Origin of the sequence: Bacillus cereus group sp. BceL062 (assembly GCF_051780025.1) — a bacterium.
In the GTDB taxonomy this organism is placed as follows: Bacteria; Bacillota; Bacilli; order Bacillales; family Bacillaceae_G; genus Bacillus_A; species Bacillus_A toyonensis.
This window is the reverse complement of the sequence record NZ_JBPWGY010000009.1, coordinates 97,082-119,614: the sequence shown is the minus strand read 5'-3', so window position 1 is coordinate 119,614 and position 22,533 is coordinate 97,082. Positions and strand designations below refer to the sequence as shown.

Genomic DNA, 22,533 nt, shown 5'->3' with positions numbered 1-22,533 from the left:
TAATTACCTTTCACCCTTCTTATCATTTACTACAATAAAAAAGGCGAGCATCGAATTCCTCTCGATGCTCGCCTTTTCATTACACTGCTTTTTCTTTATCCGTTACCGCTGGCTTATCCCAACACTCTGTATTCGTTAAACCCGGAATAGAATCTGCACTGAAGACTGGATCTTTTCCTTGTTTCTTTTGCTTTACATAGTCTGCCAACGCAGCATACGCAAATCGTCCAAGAAGTGTAATCGCAATTAAGTTTGTAATTACCATTAGACCCATAAATAAATCTGCCATGTTCCATACGACTTTAAGCGTCGCAACAGAACCGAATAATACCATTGCAACTACCGCAATACGGTAAATTGTTAACCAAGCTTTACTTTGTTTAATGAATTCAATATTCGTTTCACCATAATAGTAGTTTCCTAGAAGTGAACTAAATGCAAATAAGAAAATAATAATCGCTAAGAAGCTACTTGCCCATGGGCCGATTTGTGAACTTAATGCATTTTGTGTTAATTCAATACCTTCTAAATTCGTTGCTTTATATGCACCAGAACATAATACGATAAAAGCTGTTGATGTACATACTAAAAATGTATCTACTAAAACCCCGATTGTTTGAATAAAACCTTGTTTCGCTGGATGCGTTACATCAGCTGTTGCTGCCGCATTCGGCGCACTACCCATACCTGCTTCGTTCGCAAATAATCCGCGCTGAATACCAAATTTCATTGCAGCACCGATACCGCCACCTACAGCTGAATCTAAACCGAATGCACCTTTAAAGATTTCTGTAAATACATCTGGTATTAAATAGAAGTTTTTAATAACAACGAAAATAGCTACTGCAATATAAATAAGTGCCATTGGCGGAACAATCATTTCTGACATACGCGCAATACTTTTCACACCACCAAAAATAATAACTGCAACTAATACCGCTAATACAATCCCAACAACATAACGCTCTAAACCAAATGCATTCTCAAATGCTAACGTAACTGTATTCGCTTGTACTGAGTTGAAAATTAAACCGTAACTAATTGTGATTAGAATAGAGAACCAAATTCCCATCCAACGTTTATTTAAACCTTTTTCCATATAATAAGCAGGACCACCACGGAAGCCACTGCCATCTTTTATTTTATAAATTTGCGCAAGCGTACTTTCCACGAAACTTGAAGACGCCCCTATAATTGCAATAACCCACATCCAAAATACAGCTCCGGGTCCTCCCATAGAAATAGCTAACGCTACACCAGCTAAGTTTCCGATACCAATACGAGCTGCTGAACTCATACAGAACGCTTGGAAAGAAGATACGCTACCCTTTTTACGTGTCTTACCAGTTAGTCCATCACTCATTAATCGAACCATTTCTCCTAAATGAGTAATTTGTACGAATTTTAATTTAACAGAAAAATAAAGCCCTAAACCAATTAGCATTGCAATAAGAACATATGACCAAAGAATCGTATTCGTTGATGAAACGAATTGATCTAAAATATTCATACAATTAACCCCTCCTTTTCTCCATAAATCGAATTATATTCAAAAAATATTCAAAAATCAACATTTTTCGACATCTTGCGACTTCCAAATATTAGGTTGATCTACATAAATACATCATTCTTTTATGACTCCACTTTCAGTAGCTGTGCATACTAAAACAAAAAATAATTTCATAAACAACACCATTGACAAAAATATATAACTGTAACTATAATGGTTACATCAGGTTGTAACTAACCTAATTACATTACATTCATTCATTTCAGATATACACTTTAACAAAACACTTTGGAGGGATTTATTATGAAAATCGGAATCATCGGAGCAACTGGTAAAGCTGGAAGCCGTATTTTAAAAGAAGCATTAGATCGTGGACATGAAGTTACTGCAATTGTAAGAAATGCTGCGAAAATTACAGAAAAAAATGTAAAAGTTTTAGAGAAAGATGTATTCGCTCTTACATCTAACGATCTACAAGCATTCGATGTAGTTGTAAATGCTTTCGGTGCTCCAGCAGGACAAGAGCATCTTCACGTAGATGCAGGAAATGTACTGATTGAAGCTGTGAAAGGTGCACCACATACAAAATTACTTGTAGTTGGTGGAGCTGGAAGCTTATTTGTAGACGAAGAGAAAACAACACGTGTATTTGATACACCAGGTTTCCCGGGCGAATACCTTGCAACAGCTCAAAACCAAGGTAAAAACTTAGAAATCTTGCAACAAACAAATGATATCACTTGGACATTCATCAGCCCTTCTGCACTATTCGCATTAGGAAAACGCACTGGCTCTTACACAGCTGGTAAAGACAATCTTCTTGTTAACTCAAAAGGCGATAGCTACGTAAGTTACGAAGACTTCGCAGTAGCAGCACTTGATGAAATCGAAAATCCAAAACATGTGAACGAACGCTTCACAGTAGTTTCTGAAGCTGAATAATAAGAAAAAGCTCGTAAAATATTATGTTTTACGAGCTTTTTTATTTTTAAGCTTTTACCTCTTGTATACCTTCTATTCTTTCGAAACCTTGTTTGGTAATTTTAAAGAATACGTCATGTATATCATACCCAAATAACATACCATTAAATTGTTCTGTCAATGCTTTCGTATTTTCCATTCCTTCTAATCCATGTATATAAAAAGCACCGGCAAATGCCAATGCTTTTTATACTATCTTTTAATTTGATTCGGTTTATGTGGCTCATTTGGAGTATACGGTTTATTCGGTTTCTGTGGTCCTTCAGACTTTTTCCAACTCACCGCTAATTCCGGACTTGTTTTCTCTTCACTACGCTCAAGTAATACTACTGCATTTTGAATTGTTGGTGTTCCTTTATGCGCAATCCCTTGTAATTTCGTTAAATTCCCTGATACTTTAAAGCTAAATCCACCTGCTGGTGTTTGTTTCGGAATTAAAATGCGGAACTTTTCTCCTACATTAAATTCTGTTTTTGCTTCGCCTTTTTCATTTGCAAATTTCACACCAGCTGGTGCACCTGTTGCTTGCACTTTATACGTTCCGCTTTTTGCATTTGTTTCTACTGTATATAAACCTGTTTCAAAGAAATCATTTTTTAATACTGCTTCTTGTTCTTCTGTAGGAGTTACACTCATCGTAATTTCTTGTAACTCTTCACTCGCATTTGCCTTTGCAACTATGTCTTTCGTTACTTTCTCTACGTTTTTATTACGGAAATCTAAATCGTTAATATCGATTTGCTTTAATGCATTCCATACTGCAAGCTGTGTTGCGTAATGTGCTTCTCTCCAATCGGAAACACCTAATTCTTGCGGACTCTTTTGTGGATATCCATTTAATAGTACACGATACACGTTAATATCCACTTTTCCCATTTCCGGTAAATCTTGACCACTTGGAGATTTCAAATCTACATTTAAGCAAAATGCAATTTTTCCATCTGCCGTTTTAATAAGCTCTGTTCGGATTGGTTTCTTCTTTGACTTACTATAACTCCAATCCATTTCATACTTTGTATGATCCATAACTTCTGCGAATGCCTTTTGAAGCGGGAACAACACAAATAAAACACTTAAAAAAACAGCTAAAAGTTTGAACGATTGCTTTATATTCATGTTTTACAACCCCTTATGAAATAACAAATTTACTAATAAGTAGTATTTAGTTAGAAATTTTTTTTATACATAAACACAACAAAAAGAGTGCAAATAATTTGCACTCTTTTTCTCTACTTTAATCTTAGAAATCGAAGTTATCAGGATCTGGACCAACGCGGTGATTTTGGTTTAATGCATCGATTTTTTCCATATCTTCTTTTGTTAATTCGAAGTTAAATACATCAGCATTTGCAATAATACGGTGTTCTTTCGTTGATTTTGGAATTGTAATTACTCCATTTTGTAAGTCCCAACGTAAAATAACTTGCGCTGTTGTTTTGCCGTGTTTATCAGCAATTTCTTGTAATGTTTCGTTATCTAATAATTGACCTTGCATAAGTGGTGACCACGCTTCCATTTGAATACCTTGTTCTTTACAGAAAGCTTGTAATTCTTTTTGCGTTAAACGAGGGTGATATTCTACTTGGTTAATCATTGGCTTAATTTCTGCATCTTTCATTACATCTTGTAAGTGATGGATTTGGAAGTTACTTACGCCAATTGCACGTACACGCTCTTCTTTATAAAGTGTTTCTAGCGCTTTCCATGTATCTTTATATTTTCCTTCTACAGGCCAGTGAACAAGGTATAAATCTAAATAATCTAGTTCTAATTTTTTTAAGCTCTCTTCATATGCAGCAATTGTTTCGTCATATCCTTGATCTGCGTTCCATACTTTTGAAGTGATAAATAATTCTTCTCTTGAAATACCAGTCGCTTCAATACCTGCACGGATTCCTTCACCTACAGCTTTTTCATTTCCGTAAATTGCAGCTGTATCGATGCTACGGTATCCTGCTTTAATCGCTGATTTAATTGCTTCTACAAGTTCTGGTCCTTCTTCTACTTTAAATACACCTAAACCGAACCAAGGCATTTCTACACCATTATTTAATACTGTTTTACTTTGTAAGTTTTTCATTTTATTTTCTCTCCTTTTATTTTACTTGATCTCTTTTTTCTAATGTCATACTCCATGCTGTTAAAATAACAGCACCTACTACCATAAGGCCGCCTACCCAAGCAGTATGGATTAACCCTAACGAATTCGTTACAAGGCCACCTATATAAGAACCTAAAGCGATTCCTCCGTTAAATGCGGCAATATTAATTGCTGAAGCAACATCAACCGCACTTGGAACAAAGCGCTCTGCCAATATAACTACATATACTTGTAGCCCCGGAACATTCATAAACGCGAATAGTCCCATGAAAATAATTGTGATTAATCCAGCTACTTTAAACGGCGCTGTAAATGTTAAAACAAATAATATAATCGCTTGAATAAGGAACATGTAGAATAGCGCTCGAATTGGATTATGATTCGATAATTTTCCGCCGACCATATTCCCTATCGCAATGGCGATTCCATACACTAATAAAATGATGGTAACGGTACTTGCTTCAAATCCTGTTACTTCTTGTAATAACGGTGATAAATACGTAAATGTTACGAATGTACCGCCGTATCCTAGTGCAGTAATAATGAAAACAAGTAACAGTCTTCCATTTTTAATTAGTTTAAATTGATCACGAAACGATACAGGTACACCATTTTTTAAATTAGATGGGACGAGTATACTATTTGCGATGAAAGCAATAATTCCAATTACAACGATCGCCATAAATGACGCTCTCCAGCCAAACTCTTGACCGATAAATGTTCCAATTGGCACACCAGTAATAGTCGCAACTGTTAATCCAGTAAACATAATCGCAATTGCGCTAGCACGTTTATTCTCTGGTACGATTGCAGCCGCAATTGTAGATCCTATCGACATAAACACACCGTGTGCAAATGCAGCTACAATCCTTGCGATAATTAATACAGTGAAGCTTGTTGCTACCGCCGCAATGCCATTACCAATAATGAAAATAACCATAATCCACATTAATAATGTCTTTCGCGACATACTAGCCGTTAACGCTGTTAAAACAGGAGCTCCTACTGCCGCTCCTAACGCATATAAGGAAACCGTTAAACCAGCTGTTGTAACCGAAACATTTAAATCTTTTGAAATAGATGGTAGTAAACCGACACTAATAAACTCGGTCGTACCAATCCCAAACGCACTAATTGCTAGTGCTAATAAAGCAAACATACTTCTTCGATTCGTCTGAACTTCCGAAGATGGTACTGTATATGAACTCAATTGAATTCCTCCTTATTACAAGAAATCCAATCATAATAGTATGATAAAAAGGCCCTTCTATCTTCTAAAACATATATTTCATACTTACAAATGCTATTATGAATGGTTTCATTCTTTTTTTGAAGAACGCACTTTAAAGTACGATAGGCACCAAAAAGTAACATAGTCACTTTTCAGTACCGTACTACTCATTTGCCTCTTACATGTGCTATTATGAAACATATTTAACATAATAAAAAGTACGTACTTTAAAGTGCTATAGGTACTAAAAAGTAACATTTATATTATTTAACTTACTTTGCTCACAAAAGGAGGGTTTCATATGAAGAAATACAATATTCCTGTAGAGGCGACTTTAGAGGTTATCGGCGGCAAATGGAAAGTTGTTATTCTTTGTCACTTAACTAAAGGTACAAAGAGAACGAGTGAACTAAAACGCTCAATGCCTGGTATTACACAAAAAATGTTAACGCAGCAATTACGTGAATTAGAAGACGACGGCGTTATTCAAAGAAAAGTATACAATCAAGTCCCACCAAAAGTAGAATATTCTCTTACTGATTACGGTTGGTCTTTAGAATCGATTCTTGATTCTCTTTGTTCTTGGGGCGAATGCCATCTTGAAAAAGAAGGTAACACATCGCTGCTAATTGCGGAAGGTGAATAATAGGAAAAAGGAAAAAACGAACATGAATTTGTTCGTTTTTTCCTTTTTTTCTATATATATATGTACATTTCTAACTGAAACAAAATATTTTATACGCTTTCATACCTTGTCAGCACTACGTTATACACTCAATATCAAATAATTAGGAATCATTTTTATGTTAACATAGGTGTATATAGTATATAATATAGGATATATATTATATACACTTTCCGGTAACGGAGCTTTTCCATTATGCGGACAAGCCATATATCGGACAGTTCATAAATAATAAGTAAGACGTTATGGTTTTAGATTTATGTTTGCAGCTTAGTTGCTGTCATAAATTTAAAGGCATTTTATTGTGTTTTGTGAAACTTTGTATAAAGTTTCGTAAACGGTTACTATCTTACTTATAAAAAATAAGAGTATTGCTATCGTAAAGGAGAATTGGAGATGCCAGAAACTATGACTCAAACAAAGCCAGAACAAGAAACTGTACAAATTTCTGCTAGCCAAGGACAACTTGATGTACTTGATCAGTTGTTAAAACCTGAGGTACAAGAATCATTAACAACACTAGTAGAACAGCTTCCAAAATTAACTGAGCTTGTTAACATTTTAACTAAGTCTTATGACTTCGCTCAAACTGTTGCTACTGATGAAGTATTAAAAAGCGACACTGTTGGTGCAATCACAGAGCTTGTAGAGCCTGTAAAAGATACAGTGAAAAGCATGGCTGCAACTGCAATCGAAGCGAAAGATCGTGCTGACGAAAGCAACGAAGTTATCGGCCTATTCGGTCTATTAAAATTACTAAAAGACCCACAAGCACAAAAAATGTTCCGCTTTGTGAACGCATATCTTCAAATTAGTGCAGAACGTAACAATAAATAAGTTAACTTATAACAACAATTAGTAAAGACGGGGGATATCATACTATGTCAAAACAAATTGTCATCTTAGGCGCTGGTTATGGCGGTCTTCTTGCCGCTTTAAACGTACGTAAATTTTACAGCAAATCAGAAGCACAAGTTACAGTGATTAACCAATACCCAACACACCAAATCATCACTGAACTACATCGCCTTGCAGCTGGTAACGTTGCTGAGCAAGCAATTGCAATGCCACTTACAAAGCTTTTCAAAGGTAAAGATATCGATCTTAAAATCGCAACAGTTGAGTCATTCTCAGTTGATAGCAAAGAAATCAAACTGGCTGGTGGCACTACATTATCTTACGATGCACTTGTAGTTGCTTTAGGAAGTAAAACTGCTTACTTCGGTATTCCAGGACTAGAAGAAAACAGCATGGTATTAAAATCTGCTGCTGATGCAAACAAAATCTACAAACACGTTGAAGACCGTATTCGTGAATACGCGAAAACGAAAAACGAAGCTGATGCTACAATCGTAATCGGTGGTGGCGGATTAACTGGCGTTGAGCTAGTTGGTGAGCTTGCTGACATTATGCCTAAACTTGCAAAAAGCCACGGCGTAAATCCAAAAGAAGTTAAACTTCTTCTTGTTGAAGCAGGTCCAAAAATCCTTCCAGTATTACCAGACCACTTAATCGAACGTGCAACTACTAGCCTAGAAGCACGCGGTGTTACATTCTTAACTGGTCTTCCTGTAACAAACGTTGCTGGCAATGAAATCGACTTAAAAGACGGTCAAAAACTTGTTGCTAACACATTCGTTTGGACAGGCGGCGTACAAGGTAACCCATTAATCGGTGAATCAGGTCTTGAAGTAAACCGTGGTCGTGCAACAGTTGATGCATACCTACAATCTACTTCTCATAAAGACGTATTCGTTGCTGGAGACAGCGCTGTTGTCTTCGCTCCAGACGGACGTCCATACCCACCAACTGCACAAATCGCTTGGCAAATGGGTGAGTTAATTGGATACAACTTATACGCAGCACTAGAAGGCAAAGCATTCGAAGAGTTCGCACCTGTAAACTCTGGAACGCTTGCTAGTCTAGGACGTAAAGATGCTGTTGCTACAATTGGAGCAAGCAATACTCCACTTAAAGGCTTACCAGCATCATTAATGAAAGAAGCAAGTAACGTTCGTTACTTATCACACATTAAAGGTCTATTCAGCTTAGCTTACTAATCTGAATATAAGCCCGAATCATGCCCTGCATGGTTCGGGCTATTTTTATCCCGCATTAACGGGCAGTAAAACCTCCACCTTAAAATCCAGTGAATGCAGGGATGAAGTCGGAAGATTAACTGCCCGTAAAAGCCCGATTGGTTCAACTAATAATCAGTGGGGAGGAACAACCCCCCCCACTGATTAAAGTTTCACTTTATCCGTAATTTTCTCTAACTTATTTATTCGGCAGAAGAATCGTATAACCCTTTTAATTATCTAAATTTACTGATTATTTTATGTCTAAATTGTGTATATGAAAGGATGGAAGTATCCTTCCTACTCCCATCCCCTTCACACAAACTATTCTCCTAATTTCACAAGGCTGTAGTTCTTCTTCCCTTTACGAATAATAATAAATTTTCCATCAAATGAATTTTCTACAGTAACATCCGTACCTACATCCGTTACTTTCTCACCATTCATAGAAATCGCACCGTTATTAATGTCTTCACGAGCTTGACGTCTAGATGGTTCAATCCCTAAATCAACTAGCCACTCTACAATATTTTTCGTCTCTTTGGAAGACTGGAATGTCGGCATCTCTTTAAAGCCTTGTTCAATTTCATCAGCTGTTAACGATTTAATATCTCCGCTAAATAATGCCGAGGTAATTTTCACAGCTTGCAATAATGCCTCTTCTCCATGAACGAATTTCGTCATTTCTTCGCCTAACACTTTTTGCGCTTCACGTTTATGAGGCTCGGCTTCTACCTTCGTTGCCAATTCATCAATTCGCTCTTTCGCTAAGAATGTAAAGTATTTCAAGTATTTAATTACATCACGATCATCTGTATTCACCCAGAACTGGTAAAATTCAAATGGCGTTGTTTTTTCAGCATCAAGCCAAACCGCACCACCTGCTGATTTTCCAAATTTCGTACCGTCTGATTTTAATAATAACGGAATTGTTAGTCCAAATACTTTCGCCTCATGCCCTTCTAACTTACGAATTAAATCTAACCCGCTCGTAATATTTCCCCATTGATCACTACCACCAATTTGCAGTTGAACATCTTCTTTCGTGTATAAATGATGGAAATCCATCGCTTGCAAGATTTGGTACGTGAATTCTGTAAAAGAAATGCCTGTATCTAAACGACTTGCTACAATATCCTTCGCTAACATGCTATTGATGCTAAAGTTTTTCCCGTAATCACGTAAAAACTCGATAATGTTTATTTCATGTGTCCAGTCGTAGTTATTTACCATCTTCACTTCGCTATTTCCGCCGAAATCAAATAGCTTTTTCATTTGCGCTGTTAACGCATCTACATTATGCTGCACTACTTCTAAAGTTTGCAGTTGACGCTCTGATTGACGTCCACTTGGATCACCAATTGTTCCTGTTGCCCCGCCAATTAAAATAACCGGATGATGACCAGCTAATTGGAATCTCTTCATCATCATAAACGGAATCAAATGTCCGATATGCATACTATCACCAGTCGGATCAACTCCGCAGTATAGTGAAATCTTTTTCTCTTCTACTAACTTACGTAAACCTTCTTCATCCGTCTGTTGATTCACAGCACCGCGCCATTCTAATTCATCAATAATATTCATCTTTTGTCATCCCCTTTATTTTTTTAAAACAAAAAAGCCCCTATGTCTATGACATAGGGACGATTATTCACCGTGTTACCACCCAGTTTGCATAAATAGCATAGCTATTCATACCACTCTTAGCAATAATATCGATTGCTACTCCGCTTAGCGTTACCTAAGATACTCCAGAGTGTAATTCACAAGTTTGTTTGTGCTAGGTTCCAGCAACCCCTAGCTCTCTTTGATAACAGTGACAAACTGCTACTGGGCTCTTTCAACGTATGTTATTTGTTAAATTATTAGCCATTATATTGAATTGAAAACAAATTGTCAACAATACCCAAATGTTATTTTAAAATAATTCATACTTTTATACGCTTTTAATTCAAAAATTATTGTAGATCTTCTCCAATAATCCTTACTTCTCTCTCTAACTTCACACCGAATTTTTCTTCGACTGTCTTTTGTACGAAGTGAATTAAATCGATGTAATCTTGTGCTGTTCCATTATCAACATTCACCATAAATCCAGCATGTTTTAATGAAACTTCTACTCCGCCAATTCGCTTTCCTTGTAGTCCTGATTCTTGAATCAACTTACCAGCAAAGTTATTTGGTGGACGCTTAAATACACTACCGCATGAAGGATATTCTAAAGGTTGTTTCGATTCACGCTTATACGTTAAATCATCCATTTTTTCTTTAATCTCTTCATGTACACCTTCTTCAAGTTCAAATCTCGCTTCAAGAATAATGTAATGATTGTTCGCAAATACACTCTTACGATATCCAAATTCAAATGCTTCTTTCGTTAAAGTGCGTAACTCTCCATCACCTGTCATTACGACAGCTTCTGTTAATACAAACGATACTTCACCACCGTAGGCACCAGCATTCATATATAATGCTCCGCCAACTGAACCTGGAATGCCACAAGCAAACTCAAGACCTGTTAAATTGTGGTCTAATGCAATACGTGATACATCAATAATTGCTGCACCGCACTGTGCTACAATCGTTGTTCCTGTTACAGTAACACCTGTAATATGAATTAAACTGACCGTAATTCCGCGAATCCCACCATCTTTAATAATGACATTTGATCCATTTCCTAAAAACGTAACTGGAATATTATATTGGTTAGCATACTTAATAACTTCTTGAATTTCATCATAATTCGTAGGCGCAACGAACACATCTGCTTTTCCGCCAACTTTAATATGCGTATGATTCTTTAACATTTCATCTTGTGTAACATGACCTTCAGGCAATACCGTACTTAAATATTTATAAACCTCTTGCATATTCATTTTACGATTCCTCTATTTCTATATTCTTTTTATCCCGCTATACGGGCCCATAATATCCCCACATACATGAAATAAAACTAAAGTGGTGGATACAGTGTACCCAAAATCAATTCGAGACACCTATAAACCTCTTAAATTATAAGAGGTGCCACTCATATTAAAATATATATTGCATAATAAAGCAACCCAAATGGACTACTAAACTTGACATGTCATCAGAAAGACAACAATTTGTAAAATATATAACTTTTACAAAACACTATCCTTCAGTATCTTACTATACCACACGAAAATAAAGTGGTATTTTTTTGTAATCTTTACTTTATTTTCTTCAATATAAAAAAAGAGCACATCCCACAGAATGCGCTCTTTCTATACTCTTTACATTACTTTTCGTTCTCTTCTTTTTCCTTATCAAACCATAATAGTTCATCGTCATCAACTTCACCATTATAATTGATTAAAATCTCTTCTCCAGCTTTTATATCCTTATAAGCAAAGAAGTTAAACGTATGGTTCTCGAAGACGATATCATACGTTGCATTCGGCTTATATGAATGATTAAATAACATGCCGTATCCTAAAAGGAATGCCGTATGATTTACCCCATACTCAAATGCGTAGTCAGCAAGTAACGTTTTCTCAATATGTTCATGCTGTTCATTCGGATAAGAGATAACTGGTGCTGAATGTATCAACTCACCCTTTTTAATATCACGAGTTGCAAATACACCTCTATTAAATTCTCCATCACTAAGTTCAGAAGTCTTGACTTCGATCATATGTGTCACCTATATAATTCTTTCTTTGAAGTATTTTATCTCGCTATCCGCGAGGTTTAACTAATAATCAGTAGCTATTAGTTAAATTTTATCTCCTTAAGCTTGGCAGAAAACTCATAGAAAAGCAATTAAATTCCTATCAAGTATTCGTTCAACTGAAAAAGAGCACATCATTTGTGCTCTTTTTCAGCGATATTATTTTTCTAAAATATCTTCTAGCAACTTCACTTGCTCACTAACAGTATGTAGCGTCTTCACCGACGTATCATTTCGATTCTTTTCTTCTTCAATACTTGCTAACACTTCTTCCGTAGCTGCAGAAGTTTGCTGAATTACGTTAGAAGCATGTGTCACATCTTTAACGATATTCGTCGTTTTAACTTGGAAATTTTCTTGATGACCAACAATCTCTCTCATTACATCATTAATCGTATCAATAAACTTCCCTAAATCCGTTACATTCGTTAAAACACTTGCTAACATTTCGTTACACTCTTCTTGTACTCTTTCTGACTTCTCTACCTGCACTTCTACTTTACTTGCTTGATTACTAAACTCCTTCAAAATCCCTTGAATTCTCCCCGCAGAACGATTCGATTCTTCAGCAAGCTTTAACACTTCATTCGCTACAATAGCAAAACCTTTTCCATGTTCTCCTGCCCTTGCAGCTTCAATATTTGCATTTAAAGCTAGCAAACTCGTTTGACTTGAAATATTCGTTATTACATCTACAATTTCATTAATTTGTTTCGATTGTGTCATCAATTCTCTAAATATCGTTCCTGATTGTGAAACAACATCATTTAAACTTCTCATGTTAGCTTCAAAATTTCTTAAAGTGTTTACACTGCCCTTTGAGATTTCCAAACTTTTATCAACACGCATCGAAGCATTTCTTACTTGAGAGATGATTTGGTCAATATTTCCCTCCATATCATTCAATACTTCTACTGAACGTGACATCATCTCTGATTGTGATTGAGTACCAACTGCCACTTCTTCAAAAGCAAAATTAATTTCACTCATCGACTCCATCGAAGTGTTCATATTCTGTCTTAAATGATTGAAATTACTATCTAACTTCACAACAGTTTCCTCAATAAGCCTTTGCGTTTCTTCTAACTCCTGAGCTTTCTTCATCACTGCTTGCTTCTCATCACTTAAACGAGCCAAAAGATTAGAACCAATCTTTGTGACACCCCACATTGCGATCGTTACAATCGCTAACAAGCTTGCAAAATTTGCAGCTTCAGATGATGCTGTATAAGCAAAAAATTGATTTGGCCAATAACTACAAAGTATAAATGTAACAACAACTGCTACCCCGCCAAGAATTAAAATAAGACGTTCACTCAAATAAATAAGTGAAACTGCTAATGTAAAATAGACCATTTGAAATACAGCTGGGCTTTCATTAAATGCTTGTACCATAATGAAAGACATAATAAGTAGCATACATGTCATGATGTATTTATACATTGCTTCCATACTTTCTATAAAAGTAAGTAGCGTTCCAAATACTACGATAGAAATACCACACATCCAAAATGCTACTGCTCTCTCTGTAAAAATATATCCGTAATACCCAATCGCGAGTACCCCGAGGAAGAAACTGCAAATCGTGATAAACAGCAATAAATGATTTTTCTGTGATTCTTTCTCAAGGTTAGAAAAACAAGTTCTCTTTAACCACTCCATATATGAAGCCCCACCTTCTCATACGTATCGATTACTTCAGCTTGAATACCGCACTCACTGGGTTATGATCGCTATTTTCAAACTTCAAATCTTTCCCTTGTACATTTACAATTTCAACATTCGGTGAAACGATAAAGCCATCAATAATCGTGACAAAGTTTTCACCTTCCACGTATTTCTTTACATCATCTCTCACAGTCATAACAGACGGATCTACAGCCCACTTAAAGCCACCATCGGTAAAGTCCTTCGGTAACTCTACTAACCACTCAGGACGCTCCTTCACGAACTTCGGATCACTTAACTGAACGTTAGAAATTAATTGATTCCAGTCCCCGCCCATTATTACGTAATCACCATTTTTATAATGTTTGTTCATATATTCTTTTAAATACTCCACTTGTTGCTTTCTAATTTTTCCGCCTTCATCATAAGCAGACAAATGTAAATTTACGAGTCTAACAAATTTTCCATTATTAACAGGAATTTTATGTTCAACAATCGCTCGGTCTAAATCAAATAAACGCTTTGGCCACGGCTCCATTCCTGGTAATTGGAACCTCTTCGCTGTTTGAACTGTATATTTAGAAAACGTACTTAGTCCAGCATCAGCATATCCCATTGGACTTGTGATTGGCACCGGAACCCATTTTGTATCATAGTTCTTTCCGAACGAAGAAGCATAATCAGGCAGTCCTTTTTTCAAAAATTCATGCCCATTTATATCAAATGATCTCATTGATTTTATATCTACTTCTTGTAATAGCGCAAAATCACTATTCTCATTTTGTAAAAACGAAAGCATATTCTTTAAATTCGTTTCCGTTTGTTCTTTACTACTTGAACCAGACCCTTTTCCTCCATCCATAAAGAAGTCTTGATCCTTATCTAGTCCAGCATATCCAATATTAAACGTTGTAACTTTAAATTCATTTCCCTGCGCAATTACGCGCTTCTTATTGTTTTCCACCTTCAAGCTTATAACATCAGCTGGCTGTTCTTTTGTAAGTGTCATATACGCTAAAAACCCACCTACAACTCCCACACCTACTAAAATACATATAAGTATTATTTTTAATAACTTTTTCAAACAAACGACTCCTTTTCTAAAACATACGATTTTACTTTTCTTTATTTTCAGTCAAATAAAAAATGACAGATATACGAAACATTTTATCACACTGAAAACCTTATATCACTATATTTAGTTTATAAGTAATAATTCTCTATCTTAAACGATTAGAGAACTACAAAATACACCAACTTCTTCACTGGAAATCAAACGCAATTTTTAGTACACTATATGTAATAATTATAGGCGATGGAGTTCGCCATAACCGCTGCTTAGCTAATGACTCCTACCAGTATAACTACTGGTAGGAGTCTATTTTTTTGAGCAAGCTATTTAAAGAGGTGAGGAATTTGATTTATATTATCGTCGGTATAGCCGGTATATTAGGAGCCCTTTCTCGTTATTATTTAGGTCTTACTATCCATGAATTTTGGCATCATTCATTTCCATTAGCTACATTACTCATTAACTTAATCGGCTGCTTCTTATTAGCATGGCTGACTACATATGTTGCACGGCTAAACATCTTACCTTCGGAGGTTATCACAGGCATCGGAACTGGATTCATCGGTTCTTTTACGACGTTTTCAACATTTAGTGTAGAAACCATGCAATTAATTAATCATGCTGAATGGAGCCTGGCTTTCCTATATGTATCATGTAGCATACTTGGCGGTCTCATTATGTCTGGACTTGGCTATACACTAGGTGATTTCTTAATTAAGAAATCAGTTACGGAAGGTGATCACTTATGATGGAAGCTTTATTAGTGGCAACTGGAGGGTTTTTCGGTGCGATTACACGATTTGCAATTAGCAATTGGTTTAAAAAAAGAAATAAAACATCCTTTCCAATTGCTACATTCCTTATTAATATAACAGGAGCATTTTTACTCGGATATATAATTGGCAACGGAGTCGCTACAGGCTGGCAATTATTATTAGGAACTGGATTTATGGGCGCATTCACAACGTTTTCGACGTTTAAATTAGAATCCATTCAGCTTCTCAATCGCAAAAAAATTTACACATCCCTTTTATATGTAAGTACTACTTACATAATCGGTATCCTCTTCGCATTCCTTGGAATGAAGCTCGGTGGAATATAAAAAAGCGACTCTATTGAGTCGCTTTCTTTCATAAGAAGTAAGTCCCGCCATATGGAATGGAAAGTAAACCCGCTGGATACACATCATAATGCACACTTTGCATTGGAAATTGTGAGTATTGCATATACTGTCCTTGCATCATTTGTGCAAAATATGCTTGTTGCTGCATTTGAATCACTTGATTCACAGCATGAATTGTCCCCTGTGCCCCGGCTAGCGTTATAGCCGCTCCTACTTGTCTACCATTATAAAAATAATGATTCATCATTATTCAGCTCACTTATTATTTTTCTTCCATATGGTATGTTTCTATTTCATAGTGAGTATTTTGTCCCGATTGGGGAATCCATCACTAATTAAACTTCACTTTATCTATTACTTTTTCTCAGCTTTGAAGTAATATATCCAAATAGTAATACACCAATACCACTAAAGAACAATACATAACTTACCGGTACTAGGAAAAAGAAAGGTTCTTCAAGAAATCCATCCGCTCCTACTTTACTGTTTGAAGCATGTATAGTTAAAGAAATAATCGCTAAGATCATGAAAGAAATAGCTACTACGTATTTATTTTTCATTTTACATTCTCCTCTATTCATATAATTCTTCTTAATTAACATCATATTATCCAAAACAAAATCATTAGTCAATAACATTTTATCGTTTTACAATAAATTATTATTGACTAAAATGAAAATAAAAGGTTTATGAAGCATCTTAAATTGCCTCACAAACCTTTTATAGACAATAAATATTTACACTTCAAACTTCCTGCTTAATACAATATACATTGCGCAAAATAGTACGAATATCCCAGCATAAATTAACAAAACCTCTACACTAAACACATCAGCCAAAGGACCAAATATAATCATCCCTAAAGGTAAAGCACATGAATTCGCAATCTGTACGAGGCTAAACATTCTGCCATGCATAACTGGATCTACTTTCTCCTGCAATAACACAGTAACTGGCGTATTAAAACATGGCATTGTTATACCAATTAAAAAATTAAAGACTAAATACATAATAAATACCGGTGCAATTCCTAGTCCTACCATAAGCAGACCATATAACGCACAGGCCAACGCTGTTGTATGCATACGATTACGGAAACCACCCCATGCTGCAATCAGTACGCCACCAGCTGCTGCACCAGCACTAAAGGTCATCTCACTAGCAGTAAGTCTCCACATTTCCGCCCCGAAGGAACGAGTCACCATTAAAGGTGTTAAAAAGGCGGCTGGACTTATTAAAATCATAATAATGATTAATAAAACGAGTAGCCTTTTCATACATACATTTTCTTTTAAATAAGCAAACCCTTCTTTTATACCTTGTAGATTAGATTTTTGCTTAACCCCTACATTCGCATGTCCTTCCACTTGAATGATAAACATAATACTAATTCCGATTATAGCTGTAATAACATCAATAAAAAATGTCGTTTCAATGCTAGTAACAGAAAGAATTACGGCACTTACCGCCGGTGATAGAAACATAATTAAAGATGTAATACTACTATTTATCCCATTTACTTTCATAAGATAATCTTTCGGAACAATTTGTGGAATTAACGCATTCACAGCCGGCGTTTGTACACCTGTACCAGCTGAGCGAATGAGTAATACTATAAACAGCATCCAAATACTTTTATATCCTGTTAAAAATAAAATTGCCAAAATTAACGTAGCAATCGCTATAATTCCATCCGATAACATAATCATCTTTTTACGGTCATAACGATCAATCCACACACCAGCAAATAAAGATATCGCAATTTGTGGTAGAAAACCGCAAACAGTTGAAATGGTCAACATCGCCCCTGATGATGTTGTAAGGGTGATATACCATATAATCGCGTATTGCACGAGAGATGAACCGAACAACGAAATAGTTTGAGCGGTTAAAAATAATATAATGTTCATTCTCCAATTATTTTCATTCATATATTTCACACCCCCTTAACTAATCCCGTCTCTATATTGAAAATACTATCCGCCCAATCAAGATAAAAACTCGCTTCATGAGATACGAGTATAATGCTGCCCTTAAACTGTATTAGCGCCTTTTGCAAAGCTTCCTTCGCTTCTGCATCTAAATGATTTGTCGGCTCATCTAAAATTAAGAAGTTACAAGGTGATAGTAATAATCCACACAGTTTCACCTTCGATTGTTCACCACCACTTAACGTACGAATTTCTTGCGAGACATGAGTATCTTTCACACCACACGCAGCTAAATGATGACGTATTTCCTTCATATTCAATGTAGGAAACTGTTCCGAAATAATTTGAAGCGGAGTTAAAGAATCATTGCTCCAATTTAAATCTTGCTCATAATATCCAATCTTTATTTGCTCTGAGAAGTGAAATTCTCCAGCAATACTAGCAATAGTGCCAACAATTGTTTTTAATAAAGTAGATTTCCCTACTCCATTGAATCCTGTAATAACAAGTTTTTGCCCACTCATTACTGAAAAATTCAATTTTGGTAAGAGAGCAAAGTCATAACCAACTTCGAGATTATTTACCTCAAGAACTGTTTGAACTGAAATAGGAAGTTCCCGAAAATGAATAGACGGTTTATGGGTAAAACTTGGTGGCGCAATTCTTTCCATACGTTGCAACTGCTTTCTACGTCCTTGTGCTATTTTTGAATTCACTCCAGCAATATTTCTACGAATATACTCTTCCGTTTTTTCAATTTTCTTCTGTTGTGCATGGTATTGGCGAATATAATCTTTTCGCAAATGCTCCTTTTGTCTTACAAAATCTGAGTATTTTCCGTAATACTTCTTAACTGTTCCAAACTCTACATCACATATGCAAGAAGTCACCTTTTCCAGAAAATCAAAATCATGTGACACTACAATAAACGCCCCTTCAAAATTCATTAAATAATTAGCAAGCCACTCCACATGCTCCTTATCAAGAAAATTCGTCGGTTCATCTAGTAATAAAATAGTCGGCTCTTCTAATAAAAGCTTCGCTAAAATTACCTTTGCACGTTGTCCTCCACTTAATTCACCAATAACACGATCCATCCCGATAGCATCAATACCTAAACCAGCTGCCACCTTATTCGTTATACTGTCTACCGAATAAAAATCACGAGCCTCAAGCTGTTCTTGAATCTCTGCCGCTTTTAATAGTTGATTCTCATCTCCAGTCCTAGCACTTTCTTCATATAACTTGTTCATTCTATCTTCCATTTCATACAAATCATAAAAAGCTCTCTTTACATATTTTGAAATGGTATAGCCCCCATCAATTTCTGCGTATTGATCCAGATGTCCAATTTGAATATTAGGTTGCCACTTTATATCTCCTTTATCAGGAATGATTTCTCCAATCAATATTTTCATTAACGTGCTTTTTCCTGCACCATTCTGTCCAACAATCCCCATATGTTCTCCTTTATGCAAACTAAAAGAAGCATTTTCATATAAGGCTTTATCTATAAAACTATGTGATAAACTTTCAACTTTAAGTAAACTCATTCGTATTCCTCTTTTCCTGAAATTAAAAAAAGCAGAGAGATAGCGTCATTCGACACTAGCCCTCTGCTTCGTGGTTTTTCCTATACTACTCCAATTTATAGTAAAAGCTCATTGGAATAATATACACAAAGGGCCATAGACAAAGCATTGTCTATGACCCTTAATCTATTTTATACATCGACTTACAAACCGTAACCAAATAAGCATAGATAAACTATACTTTTTTAGAAAAGTTATTCAGCCGATGAATATAGGGGATTTATGCCCCTTGATTAAGCTCCGTACAACGCTTCACCGTATACATTTGTGCGGAGCAAAGTTTTCTAATGAGTTTTACAAATTTTATATAAAGCATGTTCTGCACCTTCCTTAATACTTAAAAGGGATTTTAGCATACGGTTTTGCGAAGCGTCAACATTACTTCCAAATCATTCAACTACTTACTTTCAAAATATTGCTTCTGAAACATACACATTCTTATCGCATTATGATAGTTACCATCAACGAAAAACTCGTCGAGAAGCTCACCTTCTACCATAAATCCAACCTTTTTATAAACATGCACAGCCTTTTCGTTTTCTTTATCGACAACTAAATATATCTTATGCATATTTAAGACAGCAAAGGCATAACCCATCGCTAAACGCGTCGCTTCTGCTGCGTAACCATGCCCCTGATAATTTGGATCAATAATAATTTGGAATTCTGTTCTTCGGTGAATATAATCAATCTCCACTAACTCAACCAATCCAACCATTTCATTATCTTTCTCAACGATAAATCGGCGTTCACTTTGATCGTGTATATGTTTATCATACAAGTCCTGCAATTCTACAAAGGCCTCATAAGGTTCTTCAAACCAATACGACATAATATGCGCGTTATTATTCAGTTCGTGTACAAACTTTAAATCTTCTCGTTCTAATGGACGTAACTTCAATTCCTGACTCATTTCTATAACCTCCAAGTAAAAGAAACCTCTTCACTTAATTTCTCAATTTTTTTCAATTTCAAACGCCCTAATTTCATTGTAAACTTTCAAGTAACTTGAAGGTCAAGGTGAAAAAAGTAGTGCAAACTTATGTCTGCACTACTACTCTTTTCTCAAATCTCTCATATTCGATATGTATAAAGCAATGACTAAAACAAGAATGGATCCCGCATATAATAACGTCTCCATCGGTTCCTCATGAGATACAATAATTAACCGAATTAATGCCGTAATTCCGATATAAATAAAATAACGTAACGGGAAATGATAGTTCGATTTAAAATACTTAATAATTAATGCAATAAACTCGAAGTATAGGAAATATACGATGATACTTTCAACCAATTTATACGATGTATATTTCTTTGTTGAAAAGATGTATTGAATAAATGTGATTGTCTCATTAATTAAAAAGATAGATAAGACAATGGATAATATAATTAGCGCTATATTTAATATCCATTGCAAAACACTAGCTATAAGATGATCGATATTAAATGACTTCATTTTCTCTTTAAACTCCCCTTCGTATACGTACGTATTTATTATAGCAAAATTATCATTGGAAAGAAGTTAAATCATATATTCGTCCTTTGTTGTTGCCAGTGTAGGGAAGATTTAGTGTGTGGAGAATTCTGTTTACAACCATACCCGACGAAACATGGAGAAACTCTTTCAAATTACCGTTCGTACATGTCGTACTAATGAGCAATGCATAATCTCGTATAGCATCCTCATGTGCCACTTTTGAAAAATCTTTACAACTTGTACAACGCCAGCCCTTCTTCACTTTAACCATTGGAATAACTAAGCATTTCTCACATTGTACTCCATTTAACAACTCCTCTTTTTCTATTTTATATTGCTCAAGTATATTTTGTTGAAGTGGAGAATGCTCCGTTATTATTTGATGAATGAGCCTATCTACATTATCTATAACTTTTCTTTTATATTTACTTTCAAACCACTTTATTTTATGAGGTAAATTTGCACTATGAATAATTGTATGAAGAAGATTGTCATCTGAAGATTTTATAATGGTACGAGGCGAGCTAATAACAACAAGGGACTCAATTGGAAGACTAGAGGAAAATCCATGTAAGCTTAACCATTTTTTTAGTTGTATTTCTTGCCTTTTTATTTGTAAAACCGGATCTGGAAATCCCTCTGAATTTCCTTCTGTTATTCGGATAAGTTGATTAAACTTTGTATCAAATATTAATGTACCTGCTATATTTTTTATCTCAAGAAAAAGAAGAAACTTTGTGGAAAGGATAATAGTATCAATTTGAAAGTATTTATCATAATTAGATAAGCGAACATCATGTAAAATACTATACTCTTTCTCAGAAATAAAACTAAGTGGATAATCAATCGATTGCTCCCCTTTATACCCCGCCATGTGTTTTACCAAGTTTTCTCCAATTAAATTTCGTTTCGGATGATGTACAGGTAACCTTCTAAGAAGTGCTTCTAACTGCCTTATATAAATCGGCATTTTTCTTTCTTTCACAATCACCTCAAACACCCCTTTACAAATATATCAACGATTTTTTCAATATATCTATCATAACTCACAATATATCAACGATTTTTCCAATATATCTATCACAACTCACAATATATCAACGATTTTTCCAATATATCTATCACAACTCACAATATATCAACGATTTTTCCAATATATCGATTGGTCGACAATATCCGACACTACCTCACTCCAATCACTCACAGCATATCCTAGAAAAACACCTTCAGCAAAAACTTAAAATCGCATTTCCTCATAAAAAACCATAACCCGCTCCTCCAGCAAAGTTATGGTTTTTACCTTATAATGCCACTCTACCTATAACTTTGCCGTGAATTCCACAAAATCCATTTGTACTTATACCAACTTTCACTTTTTTCACAC

At 35.4% G+C, this 22,533-nt stretch carries 23 protein-coding genes, 1 riboswitch and 1 other annotated feature; of the genes, 6 read left to right on the top strand and 17 right to left on the bottom strand.

Translation table 11 applies throughout. The annotated features are described in order from the left end of the window. Positions 1–79: 79 nt before the first annotated feature. Positions 80–1,510, bottom strand: coding sequence for an alanine/glycine:cation symporter family protein (locus tag ACS2MN_RS20635; RefSeq protein ID WP_088055715.1), 1,431 nt, complete (start codon positions 1,508–1,510; stop codon positions 80–82). A gap of 303 nt (positions 1,511–1,813) precedes the next feature. On the opposite strand from ACS2MN_RS20635, the gene ACS2MN_RS20630 reads away from it, so the two are divergent. Next, a complete protein-coding gene (locus tag ACS2MN_RS20630) occupies positions 1,814–2,452 on the top strand; it encodes an NAD(P)-dependent oxidoreductase (protein WP_000689915.1) in 639 nt (212 codons plus the stop codon). A 46-nt stretch (positions 2,453–2,498) separates the two neighbouring features. Here the strand turns inward: ACS2MN_RS20630 and ACS2MN_RS20625 are convergent, their stop codons facing one another. From ACS2MN_RS20625 to ACS2MN_RS20610, 4 genes are all read right to left on the bottom strand, one after another. After that, positions 2,499–2,672, bottom strand: coding sequence for an enterotoxin (locus ACS2MN_RS20625; RefSeq protein WP_224993125.1), 174 nt, complete (start codon positions 2,670–2,672; stop codon positions 2,499–2,501). Positions 2,673–2,683: 11 nt separating this feature from the next. After that, on the bottom strand, positions 2,684–3,607 hold the full coding sequence (locus ACS2MN_RS20620) for a thioester domain-containing protein (RefSeq protein WP_001022547.1): 924 nt from the start codon (positions 3,605–3,607) through the stop codon (positions 2,684–2,686). A 124-nt stretch (positions 3,608–3,731) separates the two neighbouring features. Beyond that, positions 3,732–4,571, bottom strand: coding sequence for an aldo/keto reductase (locus tag ACS2MN_RS20615; RefSeq protein WP_000793554.1), 840 nt, complete (start codon positions 4,569–4,571; stop codon positions 3,732–3,734). Positions 4,572–4,587: 16 nt separating this feature from the next. Then, a complete protein-coding gene (locus ACS2MN_RS20610) occupies positions 4,588–5,751 on the bottom strand; it encodes an MFS transporter (protein ID WP_003272282.1) in 1,164 nt (387 codons plus the stop codon). A 373-nt stretch (positions 5,752–6,124) separates the two neighbouring features. On the opposite strand from ACS2MN_RS20610, the gene ACS2MN_RS20605 reads away from it, so the two are divergent. The 3 genes from ACS2MN_RS20605 (at position 6,125) to ACS2MN_RS20595 (ending at position 8,568) form a co-directional block, all read left to right on the top strand. Continuing rightward, complete coding sequence (locus ACS2MN_RS20605; protein ID WP_088055716.1) at positions 6,125–6,469, top strand: winged helix-turn-helix transcriptional regulator; 345 nt, start codon at positions 6,125–6,127, stop codon at positions 6,467–6,469. 435 nt (positions 6,470–6,904) lie between these two features. Continuing rightward, positions 6,905–7,345 carry a DUF1641 domain-containing protein gene (locus tag ACS2MN_RS20600; protein WP_001115309.1) on the top strand — a complete coding sequence of 147 codons (441 nt, stop codon included), beginning with the start codon at positions 6,905–6,907 and terminating at the stop codon, positions 7,343–7,345. 44 nt (positions 7,346–7,389) lie between these two features. Next, complete coding sequence (locus ACS2MN_RS20595; RefSeq protein ID WP_000043190.1) at positions 7,390–8,568, top strand: NAD(P)/FAD-dependent oxidoreductase; 1,179 nt, start codon at positions 7,390–7,392, stop codon at positions 8,566–8,568. A gap of 342 nt (positions 8,569–8,910) precedes the next feature. Here ACS2MN_RS20595 and tyrS read toward each other — a convergent pair whose 3' ends face one another. The 5 genes from tyrS to ACS2MN_RS20570 form a co-directional block, all read right to left on the bottom strand. Then, the gene (gene tyrS / locus ACS2MN_RS20590) at positions 8,911–10,173 is read right to left on the bottom strand and encodes a tyrosine--tRNA ligase (protein WP_001021087.1); all 1,263 of its coding nucleotides are present in this window, start codon (positions 10,171–10,173) and stop codon (positions 8,911–8,913) included. A gap of 52 nt (positions 10,174–10,225) precedes the next feature. Next, positions 10,226–10,442 (bottom strand) — a binding site (T-box leader). A 105-nt stretch (positions 10,443–10,547) separates the two neighbouring features. Continuing rightward, the gene (gene murB, locus ACS2MN_RS20585; RefSeq protein ID WP_001057110.1) at positions 10,548–11,465 is read right to left on the bottom strand and encodes a UDP-N-acetylmuramate dehydrogenase; all 918 of its coding nucleotides are present in this window, start codon (positions 11,463–11,465) and stop codon (positions 10,548–10,550) included. Positions 11,466–11,851: 386 nt separating this feature from the next. Further along, positions 11,852–12,247 carry an SET domain-containing protein gene (locus tag ACS2MN_RS20580; protein ID WP_000573656.1) on the bottom strand — a complete coding sequence of 132 codons (396 nt, stop codon included), beginning with the start codon at positions 12,245–12,247 and terminating at the stop codon, positions 11,852–11,854. Between the two features lie 195 nt (positions 12,248–12,442). Further along, the gene (locus ACS2MN_RS20575; protein ID WP_000455099.1) at positions 12,443–13,945 is read right to left on the bottom strand and encodes a DUF4077 domain-containing protein; all 1,503 of its coding nucleotides are present in this window, start codon (positions 13,943–13,945) and stop codon (positions 12,443–12,445) included. 31 nt (positions 13,946–13,976) lie between these two features. Next, entirely contained in the window at positions 13,977–15,035 is a 1,059-nt protein-coding gene (locus tag ACS2MN_RS20570; protein ID WP_000734836.1) for an endonuclease/exonuclease/phosphatase family protein, read from the bottom strand. A 218-nt stretch (positions 15,036–15,253) separates the two neighbouring features. Continuing rightward, a riboswitch (Fluoride riboswitch) is annotated at positions 15,254–15,313 on the top strand. A 54-nt stretch (positions 15,314–15,367) separates the two neighbouring features. Between ACS2MN_RS20570 and crcB (ACS2MN_RS20565) the strand changes: the two genes are divergently transcribed. Both crcB (ACS2MN_RS20565) and crcB (ACS2MN_RS20560) read left to right on the top strand, forming a co-directional pair. Beyond that, on the top strand, positions 15,368–15,772 hold the full coding sequence (gene crcB / locus ACS2MN_RS20565; RefSeq protein ID WP_000639320.1) for a fluoride efflux transporter CrcB: 405 nt from the start codon (positions 15,368–15,370) through the stop codon (positions 15,770–15,772). Beyond that, positions 15,769–16,125 carry a fluoride efflux transporter CrcB gene (gene crcB / locus ACS2MN_RS20560; RefSeq protein WP_346994799.1) on the top strand — a complete coding sequence of 119 codons (357 nt, stop codon included), beginning with the start codon at positions 15,769–15,771 and terminating at the stop codon, positions 16,123–16,125. The genes crcB (ACS2MN_RS20565) and crcB (ACS2MN_RS20560) overlap by 4 nt, the downstream gene beginning before the upstream one ends. Positions 16,126–16,153: 28 nt before the next feature. On the opposite strand, the gene ACS2MN_RS20555 is transcribed toward crcB (ACS2MN_RS20560), so the two are convergent. From ACS2MN_RS20555 to ACS2MN_RS20525, 7 genes are all read right to left on the bottom strand, one after another. Continuing rightward, a complete protein-coding gene (locus ACS2MN_RS20555; protein WP_000980960.1) occupies positions 16,154–16,393 on the bottom strand; it encodes a DUF3947 family protein in 240 nt (79 codons plus the stop codon). Between the two features lie 100 nt (positions 16,394–16,493). Further along, complete coding sequence (locus tag ACS2MN_RS20550) at positions 16,494–16,727, bottom strand: DUF3955 domain-containing protein (RefSeq protein ID WP_140154169.1); 234 nt, start codon at positions 16,725–16,727, stop codon at positions 16,494–16,496. Positions 16,728–16,883: 156 nt separating this feature from the next. After that, positions 16,884–18,077 carry an MFS transporter gene (locus ACS2MN_RS20545; protein ID WP_001004944.1) on the bottom strand — a complete coding sequence of 398 codons (1,194 nt, stop codon included), beginning with the start codon at positions 18,075–18,077 and terminating at the stop codon, positions 16,884–16,886. Positions 18,078–18,082: 5 nt separating this feature from the next. Continuing rightward, positions 18,083–19,630: an ABC-F family ATP-binding cassette domain-containing protein gene (locus ACS2MN_RS20540; protein WP_000054844.1), complete on the bottom strand. Its 1,548-nt coding sequence runs from the start codon at positions 19,628–19,630 to the stop codon at positions 18,083–18,085. 436 nt (positions 19,631–20,066) lie between these two features. Beyond that, complete coding sequence (gene speG, locus ACS2MN_RS20535) at positions 20,067–20,582, bottom strand: spermidine N1-acetyltransferase (RefSeq protein ID WP_000076822.1); 516 nt, start codon at positions 20,580–20,582, stop codon at positions 20,067–20,069. A 141-nt stretch (positions 20,583–20,723) separates the two neighbouring features. Then, positions 20,724–21,128 carry a phosphate-starvation-inducible protein PsiE gene (gene psiE / locus ACS2MN_RS20530; protein WP_000834705.1) on the bottom strand — a complete coding sequence of 135 codons (405 nt, stop codon included), beginning with the start codon at positions 21,126–21,128 and terminating at the stop codon, positions 20,724–20,726. Positions 21,129–21,180: 52 nt separating this feature from the next. Then, on the bottom strand, positions 21,181–22,134 hold the full coding sequence (locus ACS2MN_RS20525) for a nuclease-related domain-containing protein (protein WP_043323160.1): 954 nt from the start codon (positions 22,132–22,134) through the stop codon (positions 21,181–21,183). Positions 22,135–22,533: the final 399 nt, after the last annotated feature.